This is a genomic window from Pseudomonas sp. NPDC090203 (genome assembly GCF_044746765.1).
Classification (GTDB): Bacteria; Pseudomonadota; Gammaproteobacteria; order Pseudomonadales; family Pseudomonadaceae; genus Aquipseudomonas; species Aquipseudomonas putida_AD.
Genome location: NZ_JBIVCV010000023.1, coordinates 1 through 20,332, shown reverse-complemented (window position 1 = coordinate 20,332; position 20,332 = coordinate 1). Strand labels below are relative to the sequence as shown.

The following is a 20,332-nucleotide window of genomic DNA, read 5'->3' as shown; positions in this document are numbered from 1 at the left end:
CGTCCACGGATTTCGATAAAGGAAGGCAGTGATGAGCCAGCGTCTGGCTGACATGCGTCGCAACTACGCCCGCGAGGGTCTGACCGAAGCCCAGGCTCCGGAAGAACCCTTCGCGCTGTTCCACCAGTGGTTCGACGAGGCGGTGAAGACCGAGCAGGCGCCGGTCGAAGCCAACGCCATGACCCTGGCGACCGTCGATGCCGACGGTCGTCCTCACTGCCGGGTCCTCCTGCTCAAGGGGCTGGACGCTCAGGGGTTCACCTTCTTCAGCAACTACGACAGCGCCAAAGGCCAGCAGATGGCGGCTCACCCCTTTGCCGCCATGACTTTCTTCTGGCCGACCCTGGAGCGTCAGGTGCGCATCGAGGGGCGGATCTCGAAGGTTTCCCACGAAGAATCCGACGCCTATTTCCAGGTTCGTCCTCTGGGCAGCCGCCTGGGAGCGTGGGCTTCGCCGCAAAGCCGGGTGATCGCCGACCGCGAAGAACTGGAAGGACTGCTCAAGGCCACCGAGGCGCGGTTCAGCGATGGCCAGCCGCACTGCCCTGAACATTGGGGTGGCTACCGCCTGGTGCCGGACCGGATCGAATTCTGGCAGGGCCGGCCAAGCCGCCTGCACGACCGGCTCAATTATCGGCTGGTCGATGGTGCCTGGACCCGCGAACGCCTGGCGCCCTAGACCTGCGATTCTGCCGGTCGGGAGGTTGGATCGGCATTTCTTTGAATCAATCGCCCATGCCGTCGTCCATACTGATAGACGCTGGCGGCTTTCTGTATAGCGCCTGAATGAACGTAAATAATCGGTACAGGTTCGTGACATGACTCAGCGCCGCAGAGTTTAATCGCCACCTGTTCCTTTGGAGATGAATGTTATGCGTAAGTCTGTTCTGTTGGTTGCTTCGTTCACTGCCATGGCGCTGACGCTGGGCGGCTGTACTTCGAGCCTGACCGGCGACTCGTATTCGCGCGATGAAGCTCGCCAAGTCCAGACCGTACGCCTGGGCACCATCGAGTCCTTGCGCCCTGTGAAGATTGAAGGCACCAAGACCCCGATCGGCGCCGGTGCCGGTGCGATCGTCGGTGGTGTGGGTGGTAGCGCCATTGGTGGCGGTCGCGGCAGTATCGTTACCGCCGTGATCGGTGCGGTGGCCGGTGGCCTGCTCGGTTCGGCCGCCGAGGGTGGCCTGACCCGTGCGCAGGGTGTGGAAATCACCGTGCGTGAAGATGACGGCAGCATGCGTGCCTACGTGCAGGAAGTTCAGGAAAACGAGATCTTCCGTGTTGGCGAGCGTGTTCGCATCATGACTGTGAACGGGACCAGCCGCGTTACTCACTGATCCTGCCGCAAATAAAAACGCCCCGATTTTCGGGGCGTTTTTGTTCGTGGGATATCACTCCTTTTCGTAGCAGCACGGCTTGCCGGCGGGAGCGGTGGGTCAGACAAAGAGGCAGTGCCTGATACGACGCCCCCGCCGGCAAGCCGTGCTGCTACGGTTCAGTGCGCCTTGCGGCTGGAAAGCGCGGTGATTGCGTAGCCGATCAACGCGGCCAGGATCGAGCCGGTCAGGATGCCCATCCGGTCCACCCCGGCGAATTCGCTTTGTCCCGGCACGAACGCCAGCGAGCCAACGAACAGGCTCATGGTGAAGCCGATGCCGCACAGGATCGACACACCCAGCACCTGGCCCCAGTTGGAGCCGGCCGGAAGCGTGGCCATTCCGGTCTTGATCGCCAGCCAGGTGAGGCCGAACACGCCCAGCATCTTGCCCAGCAGAAGGCCCGCAGCGATGCCCATGGGGACGTGATGGGTGAAGCTGTCCAGGCTCACGCCCGTGAGCGAAACCCCGGCATTGGCGAAGGCGAACAGCGGCAGGATGGCGTAGGCGACCCAGGGGTGCAGGGCGTGTTCCAGCGTCTGCAGGGCAGAGGCGGTTTGCCCCGTGGATTTGAGCGGAATGCAGAACGCCAGCACCACGCCGGCCAGGGTGGCATGCACGCCGCTCTTGAGCACGCACACCCACAGCACCAGGCCGACCAGCAGGTAGGGTGCGAGTTTCGTCACCCCCAGGCGGTTCATCGCGATCAGGGCCAGGATCGAGGCGCCGGCCAGCGACAGCGACAGTGTGGACAACTCCCCCGAGTAAAAGAGTGCGATAACGATGATCGCGCCCAGGTCGTCGATGATCGCCAGGGTCATCAGAAACAGCTTGAGCGATACCGGTACGCGCTTGCCCAGCAGCGCGAGTACGCCCAGGGCGAAGGCGATGTCGGTCGCCATGGGAATCGCCCAGCCGCTCATGGCCGCAGGGACGTCCTTGTTCAGCGCCCAGTAGATCAGCGCCGGCACCACCATGCCGCCGATGGCGGCCACGCCCGGCAGGACGATCTGCGAGGGACGCGACAGATGACCCTGAAGCACCTCGCGTTTGACCTCAAGGCCAATAAGCAGGAAGAACAGCGCCATCAGGCCGTCGTTGATCCACAGCAGGAGCGGTTTGGCGATCTTCAATGCGCCGATCTGCGCCACCACCGGCGTGTCGAGCAGGCCGTTGTAGAGCCAGGAAAGCGGCGAGTTATTGATCAGCAGGGCGAGGGCGGCTGCAGCGATCAGCAACAGACCGCCAGCCGCCTCGAGCTGGAAAAAGCGTTTGAATGTATTGCGTACGGGCAAGGTCATTCTCCATGGACATGCGCAAAAGGAGCGACACCGTACCGCGTGTTCTTATTGCTGAAAACAAAAGTTATATTCGATTTTGTTATAAAAAATTGAATATGAACCTGTATACAAAGGATTTGTGTGAAGTGTTACAAAGTGCTGCAGGACTTATGCGACGGGGCTTGTAGGAATCTTCAACAAACCCGTAGCAGCCCGGCCGGGCGGCGCTCCGCTTGCCGGCGGGAGCGATCTCAAGGACGCCCCCGCCGGCAAGCCGTGCTGCTACGGTCGGTATAGTTCAGGTATTGCGTTTGTTACTCGACGATACCCAACATGCTCTTGGCCAAGGCTTCGGCGATGCGAATCCCGTCGACACCCGCCGACATGATCCCGCCCGCGTACCCTGCGCCTTCACCGGCCGGGAACAGGCCCTTGACGTTGAGGCTCTGCATATCGGCCCCGCGGGTGATGCGCAGCGGCGAGGAGGTGCGGGTTTCGATGCCGGTCAGCACCGCATCGGCCTGGGAAAAGCCGCGGATCTGTTTTTCGAACGCCGGCAACGCTTCGCGAATTGCCTCGATGGCGAAGGCGGGCAGGGCATCGGCCAGGTCCGTGAGTTTCACGCCGGGCTTGTAGGACGGCTCGACGCTGCCCAGCTCGGTGGACGCCTTGCCTGCGATGAAATCACCCACCAGTTGCGCAGGCGCTTCGTAGTTCTCGCCGCCCATGATGTAGGCGTGGGATTCCAGGCGTTCCTGCAGCTCGATACCGGCCAGCGGGCTGCCCGGATAGTCTTCGTCCGGGGTGATGCCGACCACGATGCCCGAGTTGGCGTTGCGCTCGTTGCGCGAGTACTGGCTCATGCCGTTGGTAACCACGCGGTTCGGCTCGGAAGTCGCCGCCACCACGGTGCCGCCCGGGCACATGCAGAAGCTGTACACCGAACGTCCGTTTTTCGCGTGGTGCACCAGTTTGTAGTCGGCAGCGCCGAGCTTCGGGTGCCCGGCGTACTTGCCCAGGCGCGCGCGGTCGATCAGCCCTTGCGGGTGTTCGATGCGGAAACCCACCGAGAACGGCTTGGCTTCCATGTACACGCCACGGCCGTGGAGCATGCGGAAGGTGTCACGGGCGCTGTGGCCCAGGGCCAGGATTACGTGACGGGATTCGATGCGCTCGCCGCTGGCAAGCTCCACGCCTTGCAACTGGCCGTCTTCGATCAGCACGTCGGTGACGCGCTGTTCGAAACGCACCTCGCCACCCAGCGCTTCGATCTGCTGGCGCATGTTTTCCACGACGCCGGTCAGGCGGAACGTGCCGATGTGCGGCTTGCTGACGTAGAGGATTTCTTCCGGCGCGCCGGCCTTGACGAACTCGTGCAGGACCTTGCGCCCGTGGAATTTCGGGTCCTTGATCTGGCTGTAGAGTTTGCCGTCGGAGAAGGTGCCTGCGCCGCCTTCACCGAACTGCACGTTGGACTCGGGGTTGAGCACGTTCTTGCGCCACAGGCCCCAGGTATCCTTGGTGCGCTGACGGACTTCCTTGCCGCGTTCGAGGATGATCGGCTTGAAGCCCATCTGCGCCAGCAGCAGGCCGGCGAAGATGCCGCACGGGCCGAAACCGACGACCAGCGGGCGTTCGGCGAGATCGGCAGGCGCCTGGCCAACGACCTTGTAGCTGACGTCCGGTGCGGGTGTCAGGTGCTTGTCGTGGCTCAGGCGCTTGAGCAGCGCGGCTTCGTCGCGCACTTCAAGGTCGATGGTGTAGATGAATTGCAGTTCGGTGGATTTCTTGCGCGCATCGTAGCTGCGCTTGAAGAGGGTGAAATCCAGCAGCTCGTCGCTGTCGATGCCCAGGCGTTGCAGCAGCGCAGGGCGCAGCTCTTCATCCGCGTGGTCCAGCGGCAGTTTGAGTTCGGTGATTCGTAACATTGAAAGGTCCGGTTTCGGGCCGCAGGATCGGCCCGGCAGCGCTACAAGAACCGGAGATTATAAGCCAGAATGCACCCCAAGCGACGTTTTGTAGGAGCGCGCTTGCCCGCGACTGCGGTGTGTCAGACATGCTGAAACACCGCAGTCGCGGGCAAGCGCGCTCCTACAAGGGAACAGCGTCAGATTTTTCAATCGTTACGCATCGCCCCGAAATACGCGCAGCCACGCTGGACCTGGCCGTTGACCCGCAGTTCGGCGGTCAGGTGCTGTACCGAGCCGGTCACCGGGTCCACGCAACGCTGCGGCGCCACGTACAGCTCCACATGCTGGTCGTTGGCGTCGGTGATCAGGTTGAAGCGGCCTTCGGGCATCTGCTCTTCCATGTACGGCACCGCGAATGCGTCCATGCCCTCACGTTCCAGGACCATGCCCTTGCCGCTGGCATTGAGGTTCCATTTCGGCGCGTTGCCGCTGGCGTGAATGGTCAGGCGCTTGAAGTTGGCGTCTTCGCAGGCATTGCTCGGGCGCTCGACGCGATACAGCTGGTAGACATCACCCTGGCCGTCACTGCCCTGGGCGCGGCTGGCGACGAAATTGCCACGGATGTCGGCGAAGGCCTTGCCGCTCTTGTCCACCACCGAGGCAGCTTCCTGCAGGATGCCGGTGTTGCCTTTGTCGGTCAGGGCGTAGCGGCGCTGCTCGTTGCAGGGTTCGAAGAACAGCTTGCCGCCGTCGCCGGTCAGGGTGCCTTGCATGCGGATCATGCCGTCGGTGGACACCTTGTCGGCAGCCGATTGCGAAGGCAGGAACTGGCAGCCGGCGAACAGAGGCACGAGGGCAAACAGCAGGACGGAACGAGCAGCGAACATGGGGCGGTCTCCAGACAAGTGCCGCCACGTTACTCAGCCTGCTCGCTCATCACAAGAGGCGATTAACCGACGCGGAAAGTGTGTCCGGTTTGTAGCCCTTCCACGCTCTTGGCGTAGGCCAGCGCCGCATCCGCAGCAGAAACCGGCTTGAAGCCACGGAAGAACGGGCCATAGCTGTCCATGGATTCTTCCAGCACGGTGGGGCTGACGCTGTTGACCCGCATGCCGCGCGGCAGCTCGATGGCGGCCGCCCGCACGAAGCCGTCGATGGCCGAGTTGACCAGCGTTGCCGATGCGCCGCTGGCAATCGGGTCATGACTCAGCACGCCGGTGGTGAAGGTGAACGAGGCGCCGTCGTTGGCGAATTCGCGCCCGATCAACAGCAGGTTGACCTGGCCCATGAGCTTGTCGCGCAGGCCCAGGGCAAAGGACTCCTCGGTCATCTGGGCCAATGGCGCGAAGGTGACGTTGCCGGCCGCGCAAACCAGTGCATCGAAAGGACCCGTCCGTTCGAATAGTTTGCGGATCGAGGCGCTGTCACTAATATCGACGGTTTCATCACCGCTGTTGCGGCCGATGCGCACGATCTCGTGGCGAGGCGCCAGTTTCTTCTCGATGGCCGAGCCGAGGGTGCCGCTGGCGCCGATCAGTAGAATTTTCACAGTGCTGTCCTTTGGGTGAGTGAGTCAGGTCCACAGTGTGTGCCGCGCTCGTCATCGCGATAAAGGGGGCGGACGGCAACCTCGGGTTGTCGAAAAGGAAACAATCATGAGCGAAATGGAGGACCTGGCGGCGTTCGCCCTGCTGGTGGAGGCCAACAGCTTCACCCTGGCCGCGCAATGGCTGGACACCAGCACCAGCCAGCTGTCCAAGCGCATCAGCAAGCTGGAGAAGAGCTACGGGGTGATCCTGCTGCACCGCACCACCCGCAGCCTGACGCTGACCTCGGCCGGGGCGATCCTGCTTCCCGAGGCCCGGGCGCTGCTGGCCCAGCGTGACAGGATTCGCGACGCCGTGGCCTACCTCAGCGAAAGTCTGAGCGGTACGGTTCGGCTGACGGTGCCGGTTTCGCTGGGTGAGACTTTCTTCGAAGGCGTGCTGACGGATTTCGCCAAAAGCTATCCCGACCTTCAGGTCGAGCTGGACCTGAACAACCAGTTCCGGGATTTGCGCCGCGACGGCTTCGACCTGGGGATTCGTTCCAGTGTCGGCATCGACGAGCGACTGGTGGCCAAGCCGCTGCTGTCGCTGCAGGAACTGACCTGTGCCAGTCCCGCTTATCTGGAGCAGCACGGCCAGCCACAGACGCCGGAGGCCCTGCGGGTGCACCGTTGCCTGCTCAACAGCCATTACGCGGGCAGGGAAACCTGGGCTTATCACCAGAATCACGAACTGACGCGGATCAACGTGCGCGGGACGTTCGCCAGCAACCACTACGGCTTGCTGAAGAAGGCTGCGTTACTGGGGGCGGGGATTGCGCGGCTGCCGTCGTACATGGTGCATGACGAGCTCAATGACGGCCGGTTGAAGTGGTTGTTGCGCGAGTATCAGACGCCGGTGTCGTCGCTGTTCATGGTGCATCCGTTCGAAGGGCAGTTGCCGAGGCGGATTCAGGTGATGGCGGATTACCTGACCGACTGGTTCGAGCGCAGGACGCTGGCGCTGGAAAACCTCTGACCAACGACGCCATTCTTGTAGGAGCGCGCTTGCCCGCGACGGCGGTGTGCCAGACAACATCTGAGTTGCTGAACCAACGCAATCGCGGGCAAGCGCGCTCCTACAAGGCTATCGCGTATACACGATAACCCTGTACCCATACCCAATGGGGGGCCTTAACCGCCCAGGTAGGCATCCCGCACTTTCGGATCGACCAGCAACTCCTCGCCCGAGCCCTGCATCACCACCCGGCCGTTCTCCAGAACGTAGGCGCGGTCGGCGATTTTCAGGGCCTGGTTGGCGTTCTGCTCGACCAGGAACACGGTCACCCCGTCACGGCGCAACTGTTCGACGATCTCGAAGATCTGCTGAATGATGATCGGTGCCAGACCCAACGACGGCTCGTCGAGCAGCAGCAGCTTGGGCTTGCTCATCAGCGCACGACCGATGGCGAGCATCTGCTGTTCACCGCCGGACATGGTGCCGCCGCGCTGGTTGAAGCGTTCCTTCAGGCGCGGGAACAGGGACAGCACCTTGTCCATCTGCTCCTGATAATCGCCCTTGTCGGTGAAGAACCCGCCCATGGCCAGGTTTTCCTCGACGGTCAGGCGGGCGAACACACGGCGGCCCTCAGGCACCACCGCGATGCTCTTGCGCATGATCACCGACGACTCAAGGCCCACCAGTTCCTCGCCCATGTAGCGGATGCTGCCGCTGTGGGCGCGGGGCGATCCGCAGAGGGTCATCAGCAGGGTCGACTTGCCGGCACCGTTGGCGCCGATCAGGGTGACGATCTCACCCTGTTGCACATCGATGCTGACGCCGTGCAGCGCCTGGATCTTGCCGTAGAAGGTGGAAACGTTTTCGAACTGCAGCATTTACGCTTCCCCCAGGTAGGCTTTGATCACATCAGGATTGTCACGGATCTGCTCGGGCGTACCGTCGGCCAGGGGCGTGCCCTGGTTGATGACGACGATGTGGTCGGAAATGCTCATGACCAGCTTCATGTCGTGCTCGATCAGCAGCACGGTCACGTTGTGGTCGTTGCGCAGCAGGCCGATCAGCGCCTTGAGGTCCTCGGTTTCCTTGGGGTTCAGGCCGGCCGCCGGCTCGTCGAGCATCAGGATGCGCGGGCGAGTCATCATGCAGCGGGCGATTTCCAGACGGCGTTGCTGACCATAGGCCAGGGTGCCGGCAGGGCGGTTGGCGAATTCCTTCAGGTTGACCGCGTCCAGCCAGTGCTCGGCGTATTCCATGGCCTCGCGCTCGCTCTTGCGATACGACGGGGTCTTGAACAGGCCGGACAGGAAGTTGGTGTTGAGGTGACGATGCTGGGCAACCAGCAGGTTTTCCACCGCAGTCATTTCCTTGAACAGGCGCACGTTCTGGAACGTCCGCACCACGCCCTTGCGCGCGATCTCGTGACCGGCCAGGCCCTGGATCGGCTCGCCGTCGAGCAGGATGGTGCCCGCCGTCGGTTTATAGAAGCCGGTCAGGCAGTTGAACACGGTGGTCTTGCCGGCGCCGTTGGGGCCGATCATCGACACGACCTGTTTCTCGTTGACGGTCAGGCCCACGCCGTTGACCGCCAACAGGCCGCCAAAGCGCATGCTCAAGCCCGAAGCTTGCAGAAGTGGACGGCTCATCAGCGTTCCCCCTTGAGTTTCATGACGGGACGCTGCATTGGCAGGAAGCCCTGAGGACGCCAGATCATCATCAGCACCATCAAGGCGCCGAAGCCCAACATCCGGTATTCGCTGAATTCGCGCAGCAATTCAGGCAGCAGGATCATCACCACGGCCGCCAGGATCACGCCCAGCTGGGAACCCATGCCGCCCAGTACCACGATGGCGAGGATGATCGCCGATTCCAGGAAGGTGAAGGATTCAGGGGTAATCAGGCCTTGGCGCGCCGCGAAGAAGCTACCGGCGAAACCGGCAAACGCAGCACCCAGGGTAAACGCCGAGAGCTTGATGATCGTCGGGTTCAGGCCCAGCGCGCGGCAGGCGATCTCGTCTTCACGCAGCGCTTCCCACGCACGACCGATCGGCATGCGCAGCAGGCGGTTGATGACGAACAGCGCCGCCAGTGCCAGCAGCAGGGCGACCAGGTACAGGAAGATCACCTTGTTGACGGAGTTGTATTCCAGGCCGAAATACTCGTGGAACGTCTGCATGCCTTCAGCCGCCTTGCGCTCGAAGGTCAGGCCGAACAGCGTCGGCTTTTCGATGTTGCTGATGCCGTTCGGGCCGCCGGTGAGGTCGGTCAGGTTACGCAGGAACAGACGGATGATTTCACCGAAGCCCAGAGTCACGATGGCCAGGTAGTCACCTCGCAGTCGAAGTACCGGGAAGCCCAGCAGGAAACCGAACGTGGCCGAAGCCAGGCCGGCCAGTGGCAGGCAGATCCAGAAACCGAAGCCGTAGTAGTGCTGCAGCAGGGCATAGGTGTAGGCGCCGACCGCGTAGAAGCCGACGTAACCCAGGTCCAGCAGGCCTGCAAGGCCAACCACGATGTTCAGGCCAAGGCCCAGCATCACGTAGATCAGGATCAGGGTCGCGATGTCCACCGCGCCGCGCGAGCCGAAGAACGGCCATACCAGTGCCACGATGATGATCGCGCCAAGGAACCAGCGCTGGGTCGACGGCAGGGTCATGAAGTTGCTGGCGCGCGAGGACACCAGCTGCTTCTGCGGACTCGAACGCCACATGGCGCTGATCTGCTCGTTGTACAGCACGCGCAGGAACATCAGCAGCGCTGCGCCGAAGATCACCAGCAAGGTGTTGGTGGTGGCGCCGACGACCGCCAGGTTGACCCCGACGATGTCCAGCTTGAGCCCGAGGATCGGGTAGGCAACCAGCAGCACCAGTACAGCGCTGAACAGGGCCGATTTGAGATTCCTGGTCATACTTTTTCAACCTCCGGACGGCCGAGCAGGCCGGTTGGCCGGAACAACAACACCAAGACAAGAAGACCGAACGCCACCACATCCTTGTACTGGTCGCCGAAGATATCGGCGCCAAACGCTTCAGCCACACCCAGCACCAGACCGCCGAGCATCGCGCCCGGGATACTGCCGATACCGCCCAGTACCGCTGCGGTGAAGGCCTTGATGCCGACCAGGAAACCGGCGTTGGGGTTGATCACGCCGTACTGCATGCTCAGCAGGACCGCAGCCACTGCCGCCAGCGCAGCGCCGATGACGAAGGTCAGGGCGATAATGTTGTTGGTGTTAATACCCAGCAGGTTGGCCATCTTGATGTCTTCGGCGCAGGCGCGGCAGGCGCGGCCCAGGCGGGAGCGGGAGATGAACCAGGTCAGGCCGAGCATGGCGACCACGGTGACGATGAAGATCAGGATCTGCATGTAGGAGATCACGACTTCATGGGTCGAACCCGGGCCGAACACGAAGTTGCCAGGGATCAGGTTGGGGATCGATTTGTCCTTGGAGTCCTGCGACAACAACACCGTGTTCTGCAGGAATATGGACATGCCGATCGCCGAAATCAGAGGGATCAGGCGGTTGCTGCCGCGAAGGGGGCGGTAGGCGACCCGTTCGATGGCGTAACCGTAGGCGCTGGTCACCACGATACTGGCGACGAACGCGGCAGTAATCAGCAGGGGCAGGCTGTCCAGGCCCAGCATGGTCAGGCCGGCCAGGGCGATGAACGCCACGTACGAACCGATCATGTACACCTCGCCGTGGGCGAAGTTGATCATGCCGATGATGCCGTAGACCATGGTGTAGCCGATGGCGATCAAGGCGTATGTGCTGCCAATGGTCATGCCATTAACCAGCTGTTGGAAAAAATGATAGATGTCTATCTCGGGCATTTGCCGCGCTCCTAAAAACCTTCTCGGTGTTTCACTGGTGAAGTCTTTTTCCCGCTCGCGCGTCGTGATCTACGTCCGCGTTCGGCACGAGCCCAGTGATTCACTGGTGCGGTTTCAAGATGTTCAGGGCATCGGGGTTCTTGTGAAACCCCGCGTCCCAGCTAAAACAAAGCCCACTGCGGTTGCAGTGGGCTTCGGGTAAGCATGAAGGCTGCGATTACTTCACAGGGGCTTCAGTCTTGGTGCCATCTTTGTGCCAGGTGTAGACGACGAATTTGAAGTCTTTCAGGTCACCCTTGGCATCGAAGGACAGATCGCCGGTAGGCGTCTTGAAGGTGCCTTTGTGGATGGCTTCGGCCACTTTGGCGGTGTCTTCGGACTTGGCGGTCTTGATGCCTTCGGCGATCACTTCGACAGCGGCGTAGGCCGGGAACACGAAAGGACCGCTCGGGTCTTCTTTCTTGGCCTTGAACGCGTCAACCAGCGCCTTGTTGGCAGGGTCCTGGTCGAAGGATTTCGGCAGGGTCACCAGCAGGCCTTCGGAAGCGTCCTGGGCGATCTGCGAGATCGAGGCGTTACCCACGCCTTCCGGACCCATGAAGCCGGCCTTCAGGCCTTTTTCCTGTGCCTGGCGCAGGATCAGGCCCAGCTCAGGGTGGTAGCCGCCGTAGTAGACGAAGTCGACGTTGGCTTGTTTCATCTTGGCGATCAGCGAGGAGAAGTCCTTGTCGCCGGCGTTGATGCCTTCGAACAGGGCGACTTTCACGCCGTCTTTTTCCAGAGTGGTTTTAACGGCGGTGGCGATGCCTTCACCGTACTGCTGCTTGTCGTGGATGACCGCAACGATTTTCGGCTTGACCTGCTTGGCGATGTATTCGCCAGCGGCCGGGCCCTGGGCGCTGTCCAGGCCGATGGTGCGGAAGACCAGCTTGTAGCCACGGGCGGTGATGTCCGGGCTGGTGGCCGCTGGGGTGATCATGATCACGCCTTCGTCTTCGTAGATGTCGGACGCAGGCTGGGTGGAGCTGGAGCACAGGTGGCCGACCACGAACTTGACGCCATCGTTGACCACTTTGTTGGCCACGGCTACGGCTTGTTTCGGATCGCAGGCGTCGTCGTACTCAACGGCTTCGAGTTTCTTGCCATCCACGCCGCCTTTGGCGTTGATCTGCTCGATGGCCATCTTGGCACCGCTGAACTGCATGTCGCCGTATTGGGCTACAGCACCGGTTTTAGGGCCGGCGATGCCGATCTTGATGGTGTCGGCTGCGAACGAGTGACTGGCAACCCCCGCCAGAACCAGTGCGGCAAACAACTTGGAAATCTGATTAATACCCTTAGTCATGATGCTCCACTCTTGCGTTTGTAGTTTTTATAATCCTGACGGCCAGAAGCTGCAGGACCGGATTGATTTATCCAGGCCTTACCCCAGGCAACTGTACCGGAACAGTTTAGAGCGCCGGTCGAGCGCTTGAAAAGCTGGCTGCGGGGGGCAAAACCTGTTGATGTCGCTTAATCGAAAGAAAGATACACAATCAAGCCGGTGGATTCCCCAACCGGGTCACTCAATCTATCGGCCTGAGCGAAGTTCTCTGCAATCAATCACTTGAATCCGGGTTTGAGCGCAGGGAAGGCGGCGGTATCATTTGCGCCGAATTTCCAGACGGTGAAACCCATGACGCAAGAACCTAGCACCCTCTATGCCAAGCTGCTTGGCGAAACGGCTTCAATCACGTGGAAAGAATTGCAACCGTTCTTTGCCAAGGGTGCCCTGTTGTGGGTCGAACCCTCGCAGGATCTGATCGCCGTGGCCGAGGCTTTTGCCGAAAATGCTGAGGCAAAAGTGGCTGCGTGGCTGGCCTCGGGGGAGGTCGGGAAGGTCTCTGAATCAACGGCTCTGGACCTGCTGGAGCGCGATCCGCCGCTGTGGGCGGTGGTGGTGGCGCCTTGGGTGTTGATCCAGGAGAGGGCGCCGCAGGCTTGAGCGCACCGATTTGGTGCTTTGCATGATGGCAAAGTGGGTAGGTAGGTAACCTTGGGGTGTGGTGGGTAGCAGTTCGGGTTGGCTTCGGCTTCTTACCCTGATGCCCTGTCGGGCGCTAATCGCGGGCAAGCGCGCTCCTACATTTGTTGCAACGTGCCATGGCCTGATGGACCGCGTCGGTAGCCTTTAAAGGCTGACCACTCGGTTTATCAGAATGCGGTTCGTTGCAAAAAATGTAGGAGCGCGCTTGCCCGCGATAGGCCCGCCAGGGCATCAATGTGGCGATTTCAATCCGAAACCCAGCAATCTCACCCCAAATACCCCGTCTTCCCCGTATGCTGATTCAACGAAATCACCCGCGTCTTGCCAATCCGGTGACGGTAAATCTCCCGCAAATACTTCACCGCCTTCTTCACGCTCTCCCGGGAAATCCGGATGTCGTTGATCGAGATGAACCGCGATTTGTCGTCGATCAGCTCGCGGTACTTCTTCTCGTACATCGGTTTGATCGCATACCAGTTGGTGTCGAGAATTTTTGCCGGGTTTTCGTATTCATTGAGCAGATCATCGATGCGATCTTCGTCGAACTCATCGCTCATGATGAAATCCAGAATCGAGTTGTCCAGCGTGTCGTCGAAGCGATACGGCTGTCTGGCGAAGCAACGTTTGATGAACGCGACGATCAGGGTCAGGAAATCGTCTGACAGGCACGGGCTCTTGGCGATCAGGGTGGTCAGCGACAGGTTGGCCGAGGCGCCGATCACCAGCGCGTAACGCTTGAGCGTGGTGTTGGGGAACAGGCTGTTGAGGTGGGTCTTGAGCCGGTTCAGATCCATATAGGACAGCTTGTAGTCCTTGGGCAGCGAGACAATCGACACCACCGACGAGCAGTTCTTGAAGAAATGCAGGTCATGCAGCGCCGCAGCGTCGTAACCGGATGCCTTGTACTGCTCCAGCGCCGCGCGATACCGGCGCGATTCGATCGGCAGCAGGCTGATGCCTTCGATGGCCTGGGTCATCTTGTTGAAATGCGGCAGGTCGATGGAGCGGAAGAACAGGTCGTCGATGTCCAGGCGCGGCTGTTCTTTCTCGAACAGCTTGAGCTTGTCCGAGCCCGGCAGCGGGGTTTCCGGCACCACGGATTCTGCGTAGGCAATCGCCACCGGGCCTGCCAGGCTCATGAACAGGTCGTTGGCGTCCAGGCGAATGGTCTCGCCGATGTCGATGCCAGCCCTGCGGAAATAGTTCTGGTCGTAGTCAGTGGTGACCGCCTGGGCGGTCAGAATGTTGAATATCTGTTGTGAGATGTACTGGTTGGCGTGACGCTCCATGGCGTTGACGTCGATGTTTTCGATGATGCCGTCATCGCTCTCTTCGGCGTAGCGCATGATGTCGTTGGAAATCAGCATCATCGCGTTCCATGGCCGGATGCGGCCCATGACGCTGGCTTCGCTGCTGTCTTCGTTCTCGAAGTTGTACGAGAAATCCCATTCCTCTGCCAGATACTTGCACAGCAGCCGTCCGGCGTTGATGTGCAGGGCTTCCGACATTTCGCTGCGATGGTCGGAAATGTTCGGCAGAACGCAGATGCCGCTGGTGAAGATCGGCTCGAACACGAAGGAGCGCCCGCGCTTGCTGTCGTTCTCGCTGGCGGGCTTGGTGTCGAACGTCTTGTTCATGTACGAGAACTGCTGGGCCAGGCCGAATTCCGAGGCCATCCCCGAACCCGTACCGCCCCCTGCACTGAAGATGTAGAAGTACAGGCGCGACTGGTTGGCCTTGATGCCGCAGGAGTCGATCAGGTAGGAGTGGATCAGCTTCCAGTCGGCGCTGGAGAAGTGCTCGGTGTCCTTGTTGAGGATGATCTTGGCCAGATACTGGCCCAGGATCGGCGCGTTACCGGCGCCGCCGGCATGAACCTCCGAGAGGTCCATGATCTTCATCTTGCTGTAGTCCTTGATGAAGCCGCTTTTCTCGCCCTTGCGCGAAAAACGGATGCGCCCGGCGATGTCCTTGTCCAGGTCGCCGAGCATCACCAGCGGTTCGACCAGAAACACCGGCTTGCTGGATTTGTTCTGCACCAGACGCAGGTTGTTGCGAATCCAGCGTGCGGGGCTGTAGCCCTTGTCGTCACGCAGGCGGTCATCGTTATTCAACTGGTTCAGGTAGAAGGTGCGGGCGTTATAGACAAGCTCCGCCACGTCCAGCGCGATGTTCGAGCCGCAGCGGCCCAGGCCGATCAGGCAGACCGAAGGGAACTGCTGATCGCTGCGGTCTTGCGCTTCCTCGAAGTGGATCGACGGTGGAAACACCATGTCGCGCAGGCCGTCGAGGTTGTCGAGGATGCGGTCAGTGTCGGTTTCGGTGAAATAGAGGTACGACTGGGCAGGCACCGGTTGCGGGCGGTAATCGCCATGGGGCGCCACGCTGTGCTGATCGAGTACGGTTTGCAGAAGTTCGGATACAGCGCCTGCTGCCTCGGTTTTATTGGTCATTGCCTGCCATGCCTGAAGGATGGCGCACAGGTGTCAACGCGCCATCACAGAAAAGAAAGCCGGACTTTACAGCGGCTCATCGATGGCTAGCGATAGGGCCCAACCCTAGCGGTGCCTAGGGGAAACCCCTCCGCGAGCTGCCTCGGACGATCAGGCTTTTACAGGCAAAGGCTCTGTGTCGGGCTGGGAGGCCGCAGCACGCAACGCGGCGACGTGGGGGCGGTTCAGTTGCTCCACCACCGGGCCCAGGTCCCTGAGCGGCAGTGGCTTGCTGAACAGGTAGCCTTGCACGTAATCGCAGCCGTATGTACTGAGAAACTCCAGTTGTGCCGGGGTTTCCACGCCTTCGGTGACCACTTTCAGATGCAGCGTGTGGGCCATGAGGATGATCGCCTGGACGATTTCCATGTCCTGTGGCGATTTGGGAATGTCGATGATGAACGAGCGGTCGATCTTGACCGTGTCCAGCGGCAGGCGCTTGAGGTACGCCAGGGACGAGTAGCCGGTGCCGAAGTCGTCGATGGACAGCCCGACCCCCAGCGCGCGGATCTGCTTGAGCAGCAGGATGGTGTTGCTGATATTGCCCATCAGGGCGTTTTCGGTCACTTCCAGTTCCAGCCTGCCGGGTGCGACGCCGGCCTGTTTCAGCGCGCTGTCGACCTCTGCGGGCAACTCTTCGCGGGCCAGGTTCAAGGCCGAGCAGTTCACCGCGATCACCAGATGATCGAATCCCGGTTCAGTGAGCTGGCCCAGGTCACGGCAGGCCCGGCGCAAGACCCAGTTGTCCAGTTCGGCGATCAGGCCGTTGTTTTCCGCGATGCCGATGAAGCGGTCCGGCGTCAGCAGGCCGTGGGTCGGGTGCTGCCAGCGCACCAGCGCTTCCAGTTTTGCCACGTGCCCGGTGCGCAGGTCGACGATGGGCTGGTAATACAGCTGCAGGCCGCTTTCTTCGTGCAGGGCCGCGCGCAACTCCTCTTCCAGATGCAGTTCCAGGCTGGCCTTGGTCCTGAGGTTGGAACTGAAGAAATGCGTGCTGTTGCGACCGTTTCCCTTGGACTGGTAAAGCGCGAGGTCGGCGTGCTTGAGCAGCTCTTCGCACGTCTGGCCATCGTCGGGGAAAACGCTGATCCCGATGCTGGTGGTCATGACCATGCGCCGGCCGGACAGCGCAATCGGGTCTTTCATCTTTTGCATGACGCGCTGGGCCAGAGCCAGCGCTTCGTTGTTGTTATGGTGCAGCGCCATGAGGATGCAGAATTCGTCGCCACCGAAGCGCGCCACCACGTCGCTGGCGCGGGTCGCGTTGCGAATGCGCTCGGCGATGACCTTGAGCAACTCGTCCCCCGCGTCATGTCCCAGGCTGTCATTGATGCGCTTGAAGTGGTCGATGTCCAGAAACATCACCGCCAGCTTGCCCCCGGCCTGGGTCTGTTCCCGCAGGCGCTCGGCGAAGATCTGGTTGAAGCCGCGTCGGTTGATCAGGTTGGTCAGGGCGTCGTAATGCGCCACCTGCTGCAAGGAAACCCGCGCCTGGTCGAGCTGGCTGAGCAGGGCATTGACCCGGCGCAGGTCGCGCTCCTTGGCTTGCAGCTTCTTGTCGGCCAGCGCGGCGCTGACGCTGCCAACGATGATCAGCAGCACGATCAGGGTAATGGTCAGTGCCAGTTGCAGGCTGTTTTCGGTGGTCGAGACCTGCAATTGCGCGTCGGCAGGGACCACCAGGTGCAACGCCCACATGCCCATGAAGTGCGTGCTCACGATGCCGGCGCCGAGCACCAGGCTGGCGCCGTACTTGAGCCGTTGATGAAGCACGCCACTGCCCCTGCGCAGGCGCATGGCCAGGATCAGCGCGGCGCAGCTGCTGGCGATGGCAATGATGATCGAGGCGGTGAATCGCGCAGGCTCGTAGTACTGGGTGGCGCCTGAGCGCATCGAGGCCATGCCGGTGTAGTGCATCGCGGCGATGCCCAGGCCCATGAGGACCGAGGCGACGAGGTATTGCGTGGGGCGCAGGGATGGGTGGCTCAGCGCTTCCATGGCCACCATGCCGGCAATCAGGGCGATGGCCAGCGAGGCGACGGTCACGGACAGCTCGTAATGCATGTCCAGCGGGGCCTTGAAGGAGAGCATGCTGATGAAATGCATTGCCCAGATGCCCACAGCCAGGCACAGGGCACCGAGCGCGCGCCAACGAATCCTGGCCTTGAAATGGTCGACATGCCCGACCCGCTCGGCGATGTCGAGCGTGGCGAAGCTGGCGGCGCAGGCCACCACATACGCGAGCAGGACCAGCAGAGGATCGTGGCTGCAGTCCAGCAGCATCCGGCCATCTGCCGGCATCGACGAAAGCAAGTGCATACCCAGCCAATCCATAGCCCACTCCATGTGTTCACTGCCGGAGCGCCTTCAGTCGGGTAGCTGATGGCACTTTGCAATGATTATAGAGATGGCCGGGTTTGAAACACCTGTTGGGAGACGAACGTACTAACTATTTCGCAATAACACCCTGCTTCGATAGATCCAAAGGTTCAGGCGACGGCTATCAGGGTTGGCTGTTCAATGGGGGCCAATCCGAAGGCCGCCCTGGCTGCATCGCAGTCGGCGTTATGGATGCCATCGGTCCAGGACGCTTCGAATTCCCGGCAGGGGCTGGAACGCTGTTCATAAATTGAGCAATGAGTGCCCTTGCCGACTTCACCCTCCAGCGCGGTACAGCGCGGCGACTTGCAATCAGTGCCCAGCATCGCCACGCGGCTGGGGCTGATGCTGGCGACCAGATCGTCCGGCACTGTCCCGCCCGCCGATGCACATTCACCCCAAAAGAAAGACACGCGAAAGTATGAACAACAGGCACCACAATTCAGGCACGGGCTGACATCGGACATGGCGATGAACTACGAAAGAGGGGAGGGAGGGGGGATCGGTTGGACGCTCATTCTAGGCTTTCCATTGCGGCTGGGAAGGGGGGCTGAAGACTATATTTTCAGGCGCCCGTAGCAGCCCGGCCGGGCGGCGTTCCGCTTGCCGGCGGGGGCGTCGTGTCAGGCAGTACATCATTGGCTGATCCACCGCTCCCGCCGGCAAGCCGTGCTGCTACGGGCGCAGGCCGATGCTGAGGTATCAACCCCGCGAATGATCACAGACAGACCTGCCAACCCTGACTAGATTCCAGATTCCTGGCTTGGTTGTGTCTGGCCCGATAACAATAAAAGAGATCGACACATGGATCATTCGACTCAAGCGGCGAACGCGTGGCGGGTGCTGTTTCTGCTGTTTCTGGCCAACCTGTTCAACTTCTTTGATCGCACCATCCCGGCGATCATCATCGAGCCGATCCGCAAGGAATGGCTGCTCAGCGATTTCCAGCTCGGCATCATCGGCACGGCGTTCACCCTGGTCTATGCCGTCGCCGGCCTGCCGCTGGGGCGCATGGCCGATACCGGCTCGCGCAGCAAACTGATGGGCTGGGGCCTAGCGGCCTGGAGCGGGCTGACGGCGGTCAACGGCCTGGTCGGCAGCTTCTGGACGTTTCTACTGGTGCGCATGGGCGTGGGGATTGGCGAAGCCAGTTATGCGCCTGCTGCCAATTCATTGATCGGCGACCTGTTCCCGGCACACCGCCGCGCCCGGGCCATGGGCATTTTCATGCTCGGCTTGCCGCTGGGGTTGCTGCTGGCGTTCTTCACCATCGGGGCGATGGTCAAGGCTTTCGACAGCTGGCGCGCTCCGTTCTTCATCGCCGCCGTGCCAGGGCTGATCCTGGCGGTGTTCATGTTCTTCATTCGCGAACCGGTGCGCGGCGCGGCGGAAGCTGTGGCGACGTCCCAGGAGAAGATCGACCGGCCCATCCGCCGCGTGCTGTCGATCCCGACGTTTCGTTGGCTGGTGCTGGCGGGACTGGCGTTCAACTTCGCCACCTACGCCTGTAACTCGTTCATGGTGCCGATGTTGCAGCGCTATTTCTTGCTGCCCTTGCAGGAAGCGGCGATGGCGACCGGGATGATCGTCGGCGTGACCGGGCTTGTGGGCTTGACCGCCGGTGGCTGGATCGCGGACAAGGTGCATCAGCGCTGGGCCAGCGGGCGACTGGTGTTTGCCGCGCTGAGCATGGCGGTGGCCAGTGTGTGCACCGGTTACGCGCTGCATGCCGGGCGGATCGAGATTGGAGTGTTCGTTGCGGTGTTCAGCGTTGGCTGGCTGTTTTCCTACAACTTCTATACCTGCGTCTACACCGCGATTCAGGACGTGGTTCAACCGCGTTTGCGGGCAACGGCGATGGCGCTGTTCTTTGCCGGGTTGTACCTGCTGGGCGGAGGATTGGGGCCGGTGGTGGTGGGGTTGCTGTCCGATCATTTTGCGCATTCGGCGATGTACGCCGCGCAGGTCGAACAGATGACCGAGCCGTTCAAGGCCGTGGGCCTGCATGACGCGATGTACCTGATCCCGGTGGCGCTGTTCTTTGCCCTGGTGTTTCTGGTGCGGGCGTCCAAATGCTTCAGCCGCGATGCACAGCGCATGCGCGAAGGCACGACAATCCCGGAACCACGCTCCCCCGCCACGGCAGTGGATGGGCCAACGGCTGTCTGACTGACACCACCGCCCTGCGTAGGAGCGCGCTGCCCGCGATGGCGATCTATCAGTGATGAAGATGTCGGCTGACACACCGCAGTCGCGGGCAAGCGCGCTCCTACAGCGTTAGCGGTGTGTCTGGGATGAGCATGCCACCTGGCAGACCGCAATCGCGAGCAAGCTCACGCCTACAGATGTGCACCACTGTAGGAGCGCGCTTGCCCGCGATGGCGGTGGATCGGCGACGGCTGTCTGACTGACACACCACGGCCCCCTGTAGGAGTGAGCTTGCTCGCGATGGCGATCTATCTTTGATGAAGATGTCGGCTGACACACCGCGG

Annotated in this window: 17 protein-coding genes; 5 read left to right on the top strand and 12 right to left on the bottom strand. The window is 61.4% G+C overall.

The window, feature by feature from the left end:
* Positions 1–31 precede the first annotated feature (31 nt).
* Positions 32–679, top strand: a complete 648-nt coding sequence (gene pdxH / locus ACIPO9_RS27185; protein WP_274136723.1) for a pyridoxamine 5'-phosphate oxidase — start codon at positions 32–34, stop codon at positions 677–679.
* Between the two features lie 193 nt (positions 680–872).
* Positions 873–1,337, top strand: a complete 465-nt coding sequence (locus ACIPO9_RS27180) for a glycine zipper 2TM domain-containing protein (RefSeq protein ID WP_274136724.1) — start codon at positions 873–875, stop codon at positions 1,335–1,337.
* 158 nt (positions 1,338–1,495) lie between these two features.
* Here ACIPO9_RS27180 and nhaA read toward each other — a convergent pair whose 3' ends face one another.
* The 4 genes from nhaA to ACIPO9_RS27160 all read right to left on the bottom strand — a co-directional run bounded on the left by nhaA (position 1,496) and on the right by ACIPO9_RS27160 (position 6,115).
* Positions 1,496–2,671, bottom strand: coding sequence for a Na+/H+ antiporter NhaA (gene nhaA / locus ACIPO9_RS27175; RefSeq protein ID WP_400784428.1), 1,176 nt, complete (start codon positions 2,669–2,671; stop codon positions 1,496–1,498).
* A gap of 299 nt (positions 2,672–2,970) precedes the next feature.
* Positions 2,971–4,584, bottom strand: a complete 1,614-nt coding sequence (locus ACIPO9_RS27170) for an NAD(P)/FAD-dependent oxidoreductase (protein WP_274136726.1) — start codon at positions 4,582–4,584, stop codon at positions 2,971–2,973.
* A gap of 188 nt (positions 4,585–4,772) precedes the next feature.
* Positions 4,773–5,453, bottom strand: coding sequence for a COG3650 family protein (locus ACIPO9_RS27165; protein ID WP_274136644.1), 681 nt, complete (start codon positions 5,451–5,453; stop codon positions 4,773–4,775).
* Between the two features lie 62 nt (positions 5,454–5,515).
* Positions 5,516–6,115, bottom strand: coding sequence for a short chain dehydrogenase (locus tag ACIPO9_RS27160; protein ID WP_400784426.1), 600 nt, complete (start codon positions 6,113–6,115; stop codon positions 5,516–5,518).
* Between the two features lie 106 nt (positions 6,116–6,221).
* On the opposite strand from ACIPO9_RS27160, the gene ACIPO9_RS27155 reads away from it, so the two are divergent.
* On the top strand, positions 6,222–7,130 hold the full coding sequence (locus ACIPO9_RS27155) for a LysR family transcriptional regulator (RefSeq protein ID WP_274136648.1): 909 nt from the start codon (positions 6,222–6,224) through the stop codon (positions 7,128–7,130).
* 155 nt (positions 7,131–7,285) lie between these two features.
* Here ACIPO9_RS27155 and ACIPO9_RS27150 read toward each other — a convergent pair whose 3' ends face one another.
* From ACIPO9_RS27150 to ACIPO9_RS27130, 5 genes are all read right to left on the bottom strand, one after another.
* Positions 7,286–7,987: an ABC transporter ATP-binding protein gene (locus ACIPO9_RS27150; RefSeq protein ID WP_400784425.1), complete on the bottom strand. Its 702-nt coding sequence runs from the start codon at positions 7,985–7,987 to the stop codon at positions 7,286–7,288.
* Positions 7,988–8,755 (bottom strand): high-affinity branched-chain amino acid ABC transporter ATP-binding protein LivG, encoded by a 768-nt coding sequence (livG, locus tag ACIPO9_RS27145; protein WP_274136650.1) that lies wholly within the window; start codon positions 8,753–8,755, stop codon positions 7,988–7,990.
* Positions 8,755–10,017 carry a high-affinity branched-chain amino acid ABC transporter permease LivM gene (locus ACIPO9_RS27140; protein WP_400784423.1) on the bottom strand — a complete coding sequence of 421 codons (1,263 nt, stop codon included), beginning with the start codon at positions 10,015–10,017 and terminating at the stop codon, positions 8,755–8,757. The genes livG and ACIPO9_RS27140 overlap by 1 nt, the downstream gene beginning before the upstream one ends.
* The gene (livH, locus tag ACIPO9_RS27135; protein WP_274136652.1) at positions 10,014–10,943 is read right to left on the bottom strand and encodes a high-affinity branched-chain amino acid ABC transporter permease LivH; all 930 of its coding nucleotides are present in this window, start codon (positions 10,941–10,943) and stop codon (positions 10,014–10,016) included. Before livH ends, ACIPO9_RS27140 begins: the two co-directional genes overlap by 4 nt.
* Positions 10,944–11,160: 217 nt before the next feature.
* On the bottom strand, positions 11,161–12,288 hold the full coding sequence (locus ACIPO9_RS27130) for a branched-chain amino acid ABC transporter substrate-binding protein (protein WP_274136654.1): 1,128 nt from the start codon (positions 12,286–12,288) through the stop codon (positions 11,161–11,163).
* Between the two features lie 330 nt (positions 12,289–12,618).
* Between ACIPO9_RS27130 and ACIPO9_RS27125 the strand changes: the two genes are divergently transcribed.
* Positions 12,619–12,927 (top strand): DUF2288 domain-containing protein, encoded by a 309-nt coding sequence (locus tag ACIPO9_RS27125; protein WP_274136656.1) that lies wholly within the window; start codon positions 12,619–12,621, stop codon positions 12,925–12,927.
* A 308-nt stretch (positions 12,928–13,235) separates the two neighbouring features.
* Here the strand turns inward: ACIPO9_RS27125 and ACIPO9_RS27120 are convergent, their stop codons facing one another.
* From ACIPO9_RS27120 to ACIPO9_RS27110, 3 genes are all read right to left on the bottom strand, one after another.
* A complete protein-coding gene (locus ACIPO9_RS27120; RefSeq protein WP_400784422.1) occupies positions 13,236–15,422 on the bottom strand; it encodes a hypothetical protein in 2,187 nt (728 codons plus the stop codon).
* A gap of 150 nt (positions 15,423–15,572) precedes the next feature.
* On the bottom strand, positions 15,573–17,795 hold the full coding sequence (locus ACIPO9_RS27115) for a putative bifunctional diguanylate cyclase/phosphodiesterase (RefSeq protein ID WP_400784420.1): 2,223 nt from the start codon (positions 17,793–17,795) through the stop codon (positions 15,573–15,575).
* 155 nt (positions 17,796–17,950) lie between these two features.
* Complete coding sequence (locus ACIPO9_RS27110) at positions 17,951–18,307, bottom strand: YkgJ family cysteine cluster protein (RefSeq protein WP_400784419.1); 357 nt, start codon at positions 18,305–18,307, stop codon at positions 17,951–17,953.
* Between the two features lie 280 nt (positions 18,308–18,587).
* Here ACIPO9_RS27110 and ACIPO9_RS27105 point away from each other — a divergent pair, with 280 nt between their 5' ends.
* On the top strand, positions 18,588–20,009 hold the full coding sequence (locus ACIPO9_RS27105; RefSeq protein ID WP_274136662.1) for an MFS transporter: 1,422 nt from the start codon (positions 18,588–18,590) through the stop codon (positions 20,007–20,009).
* The last annotated feature ends 323 nt before the right edge of the window (positions 20,010–20,332 follow it).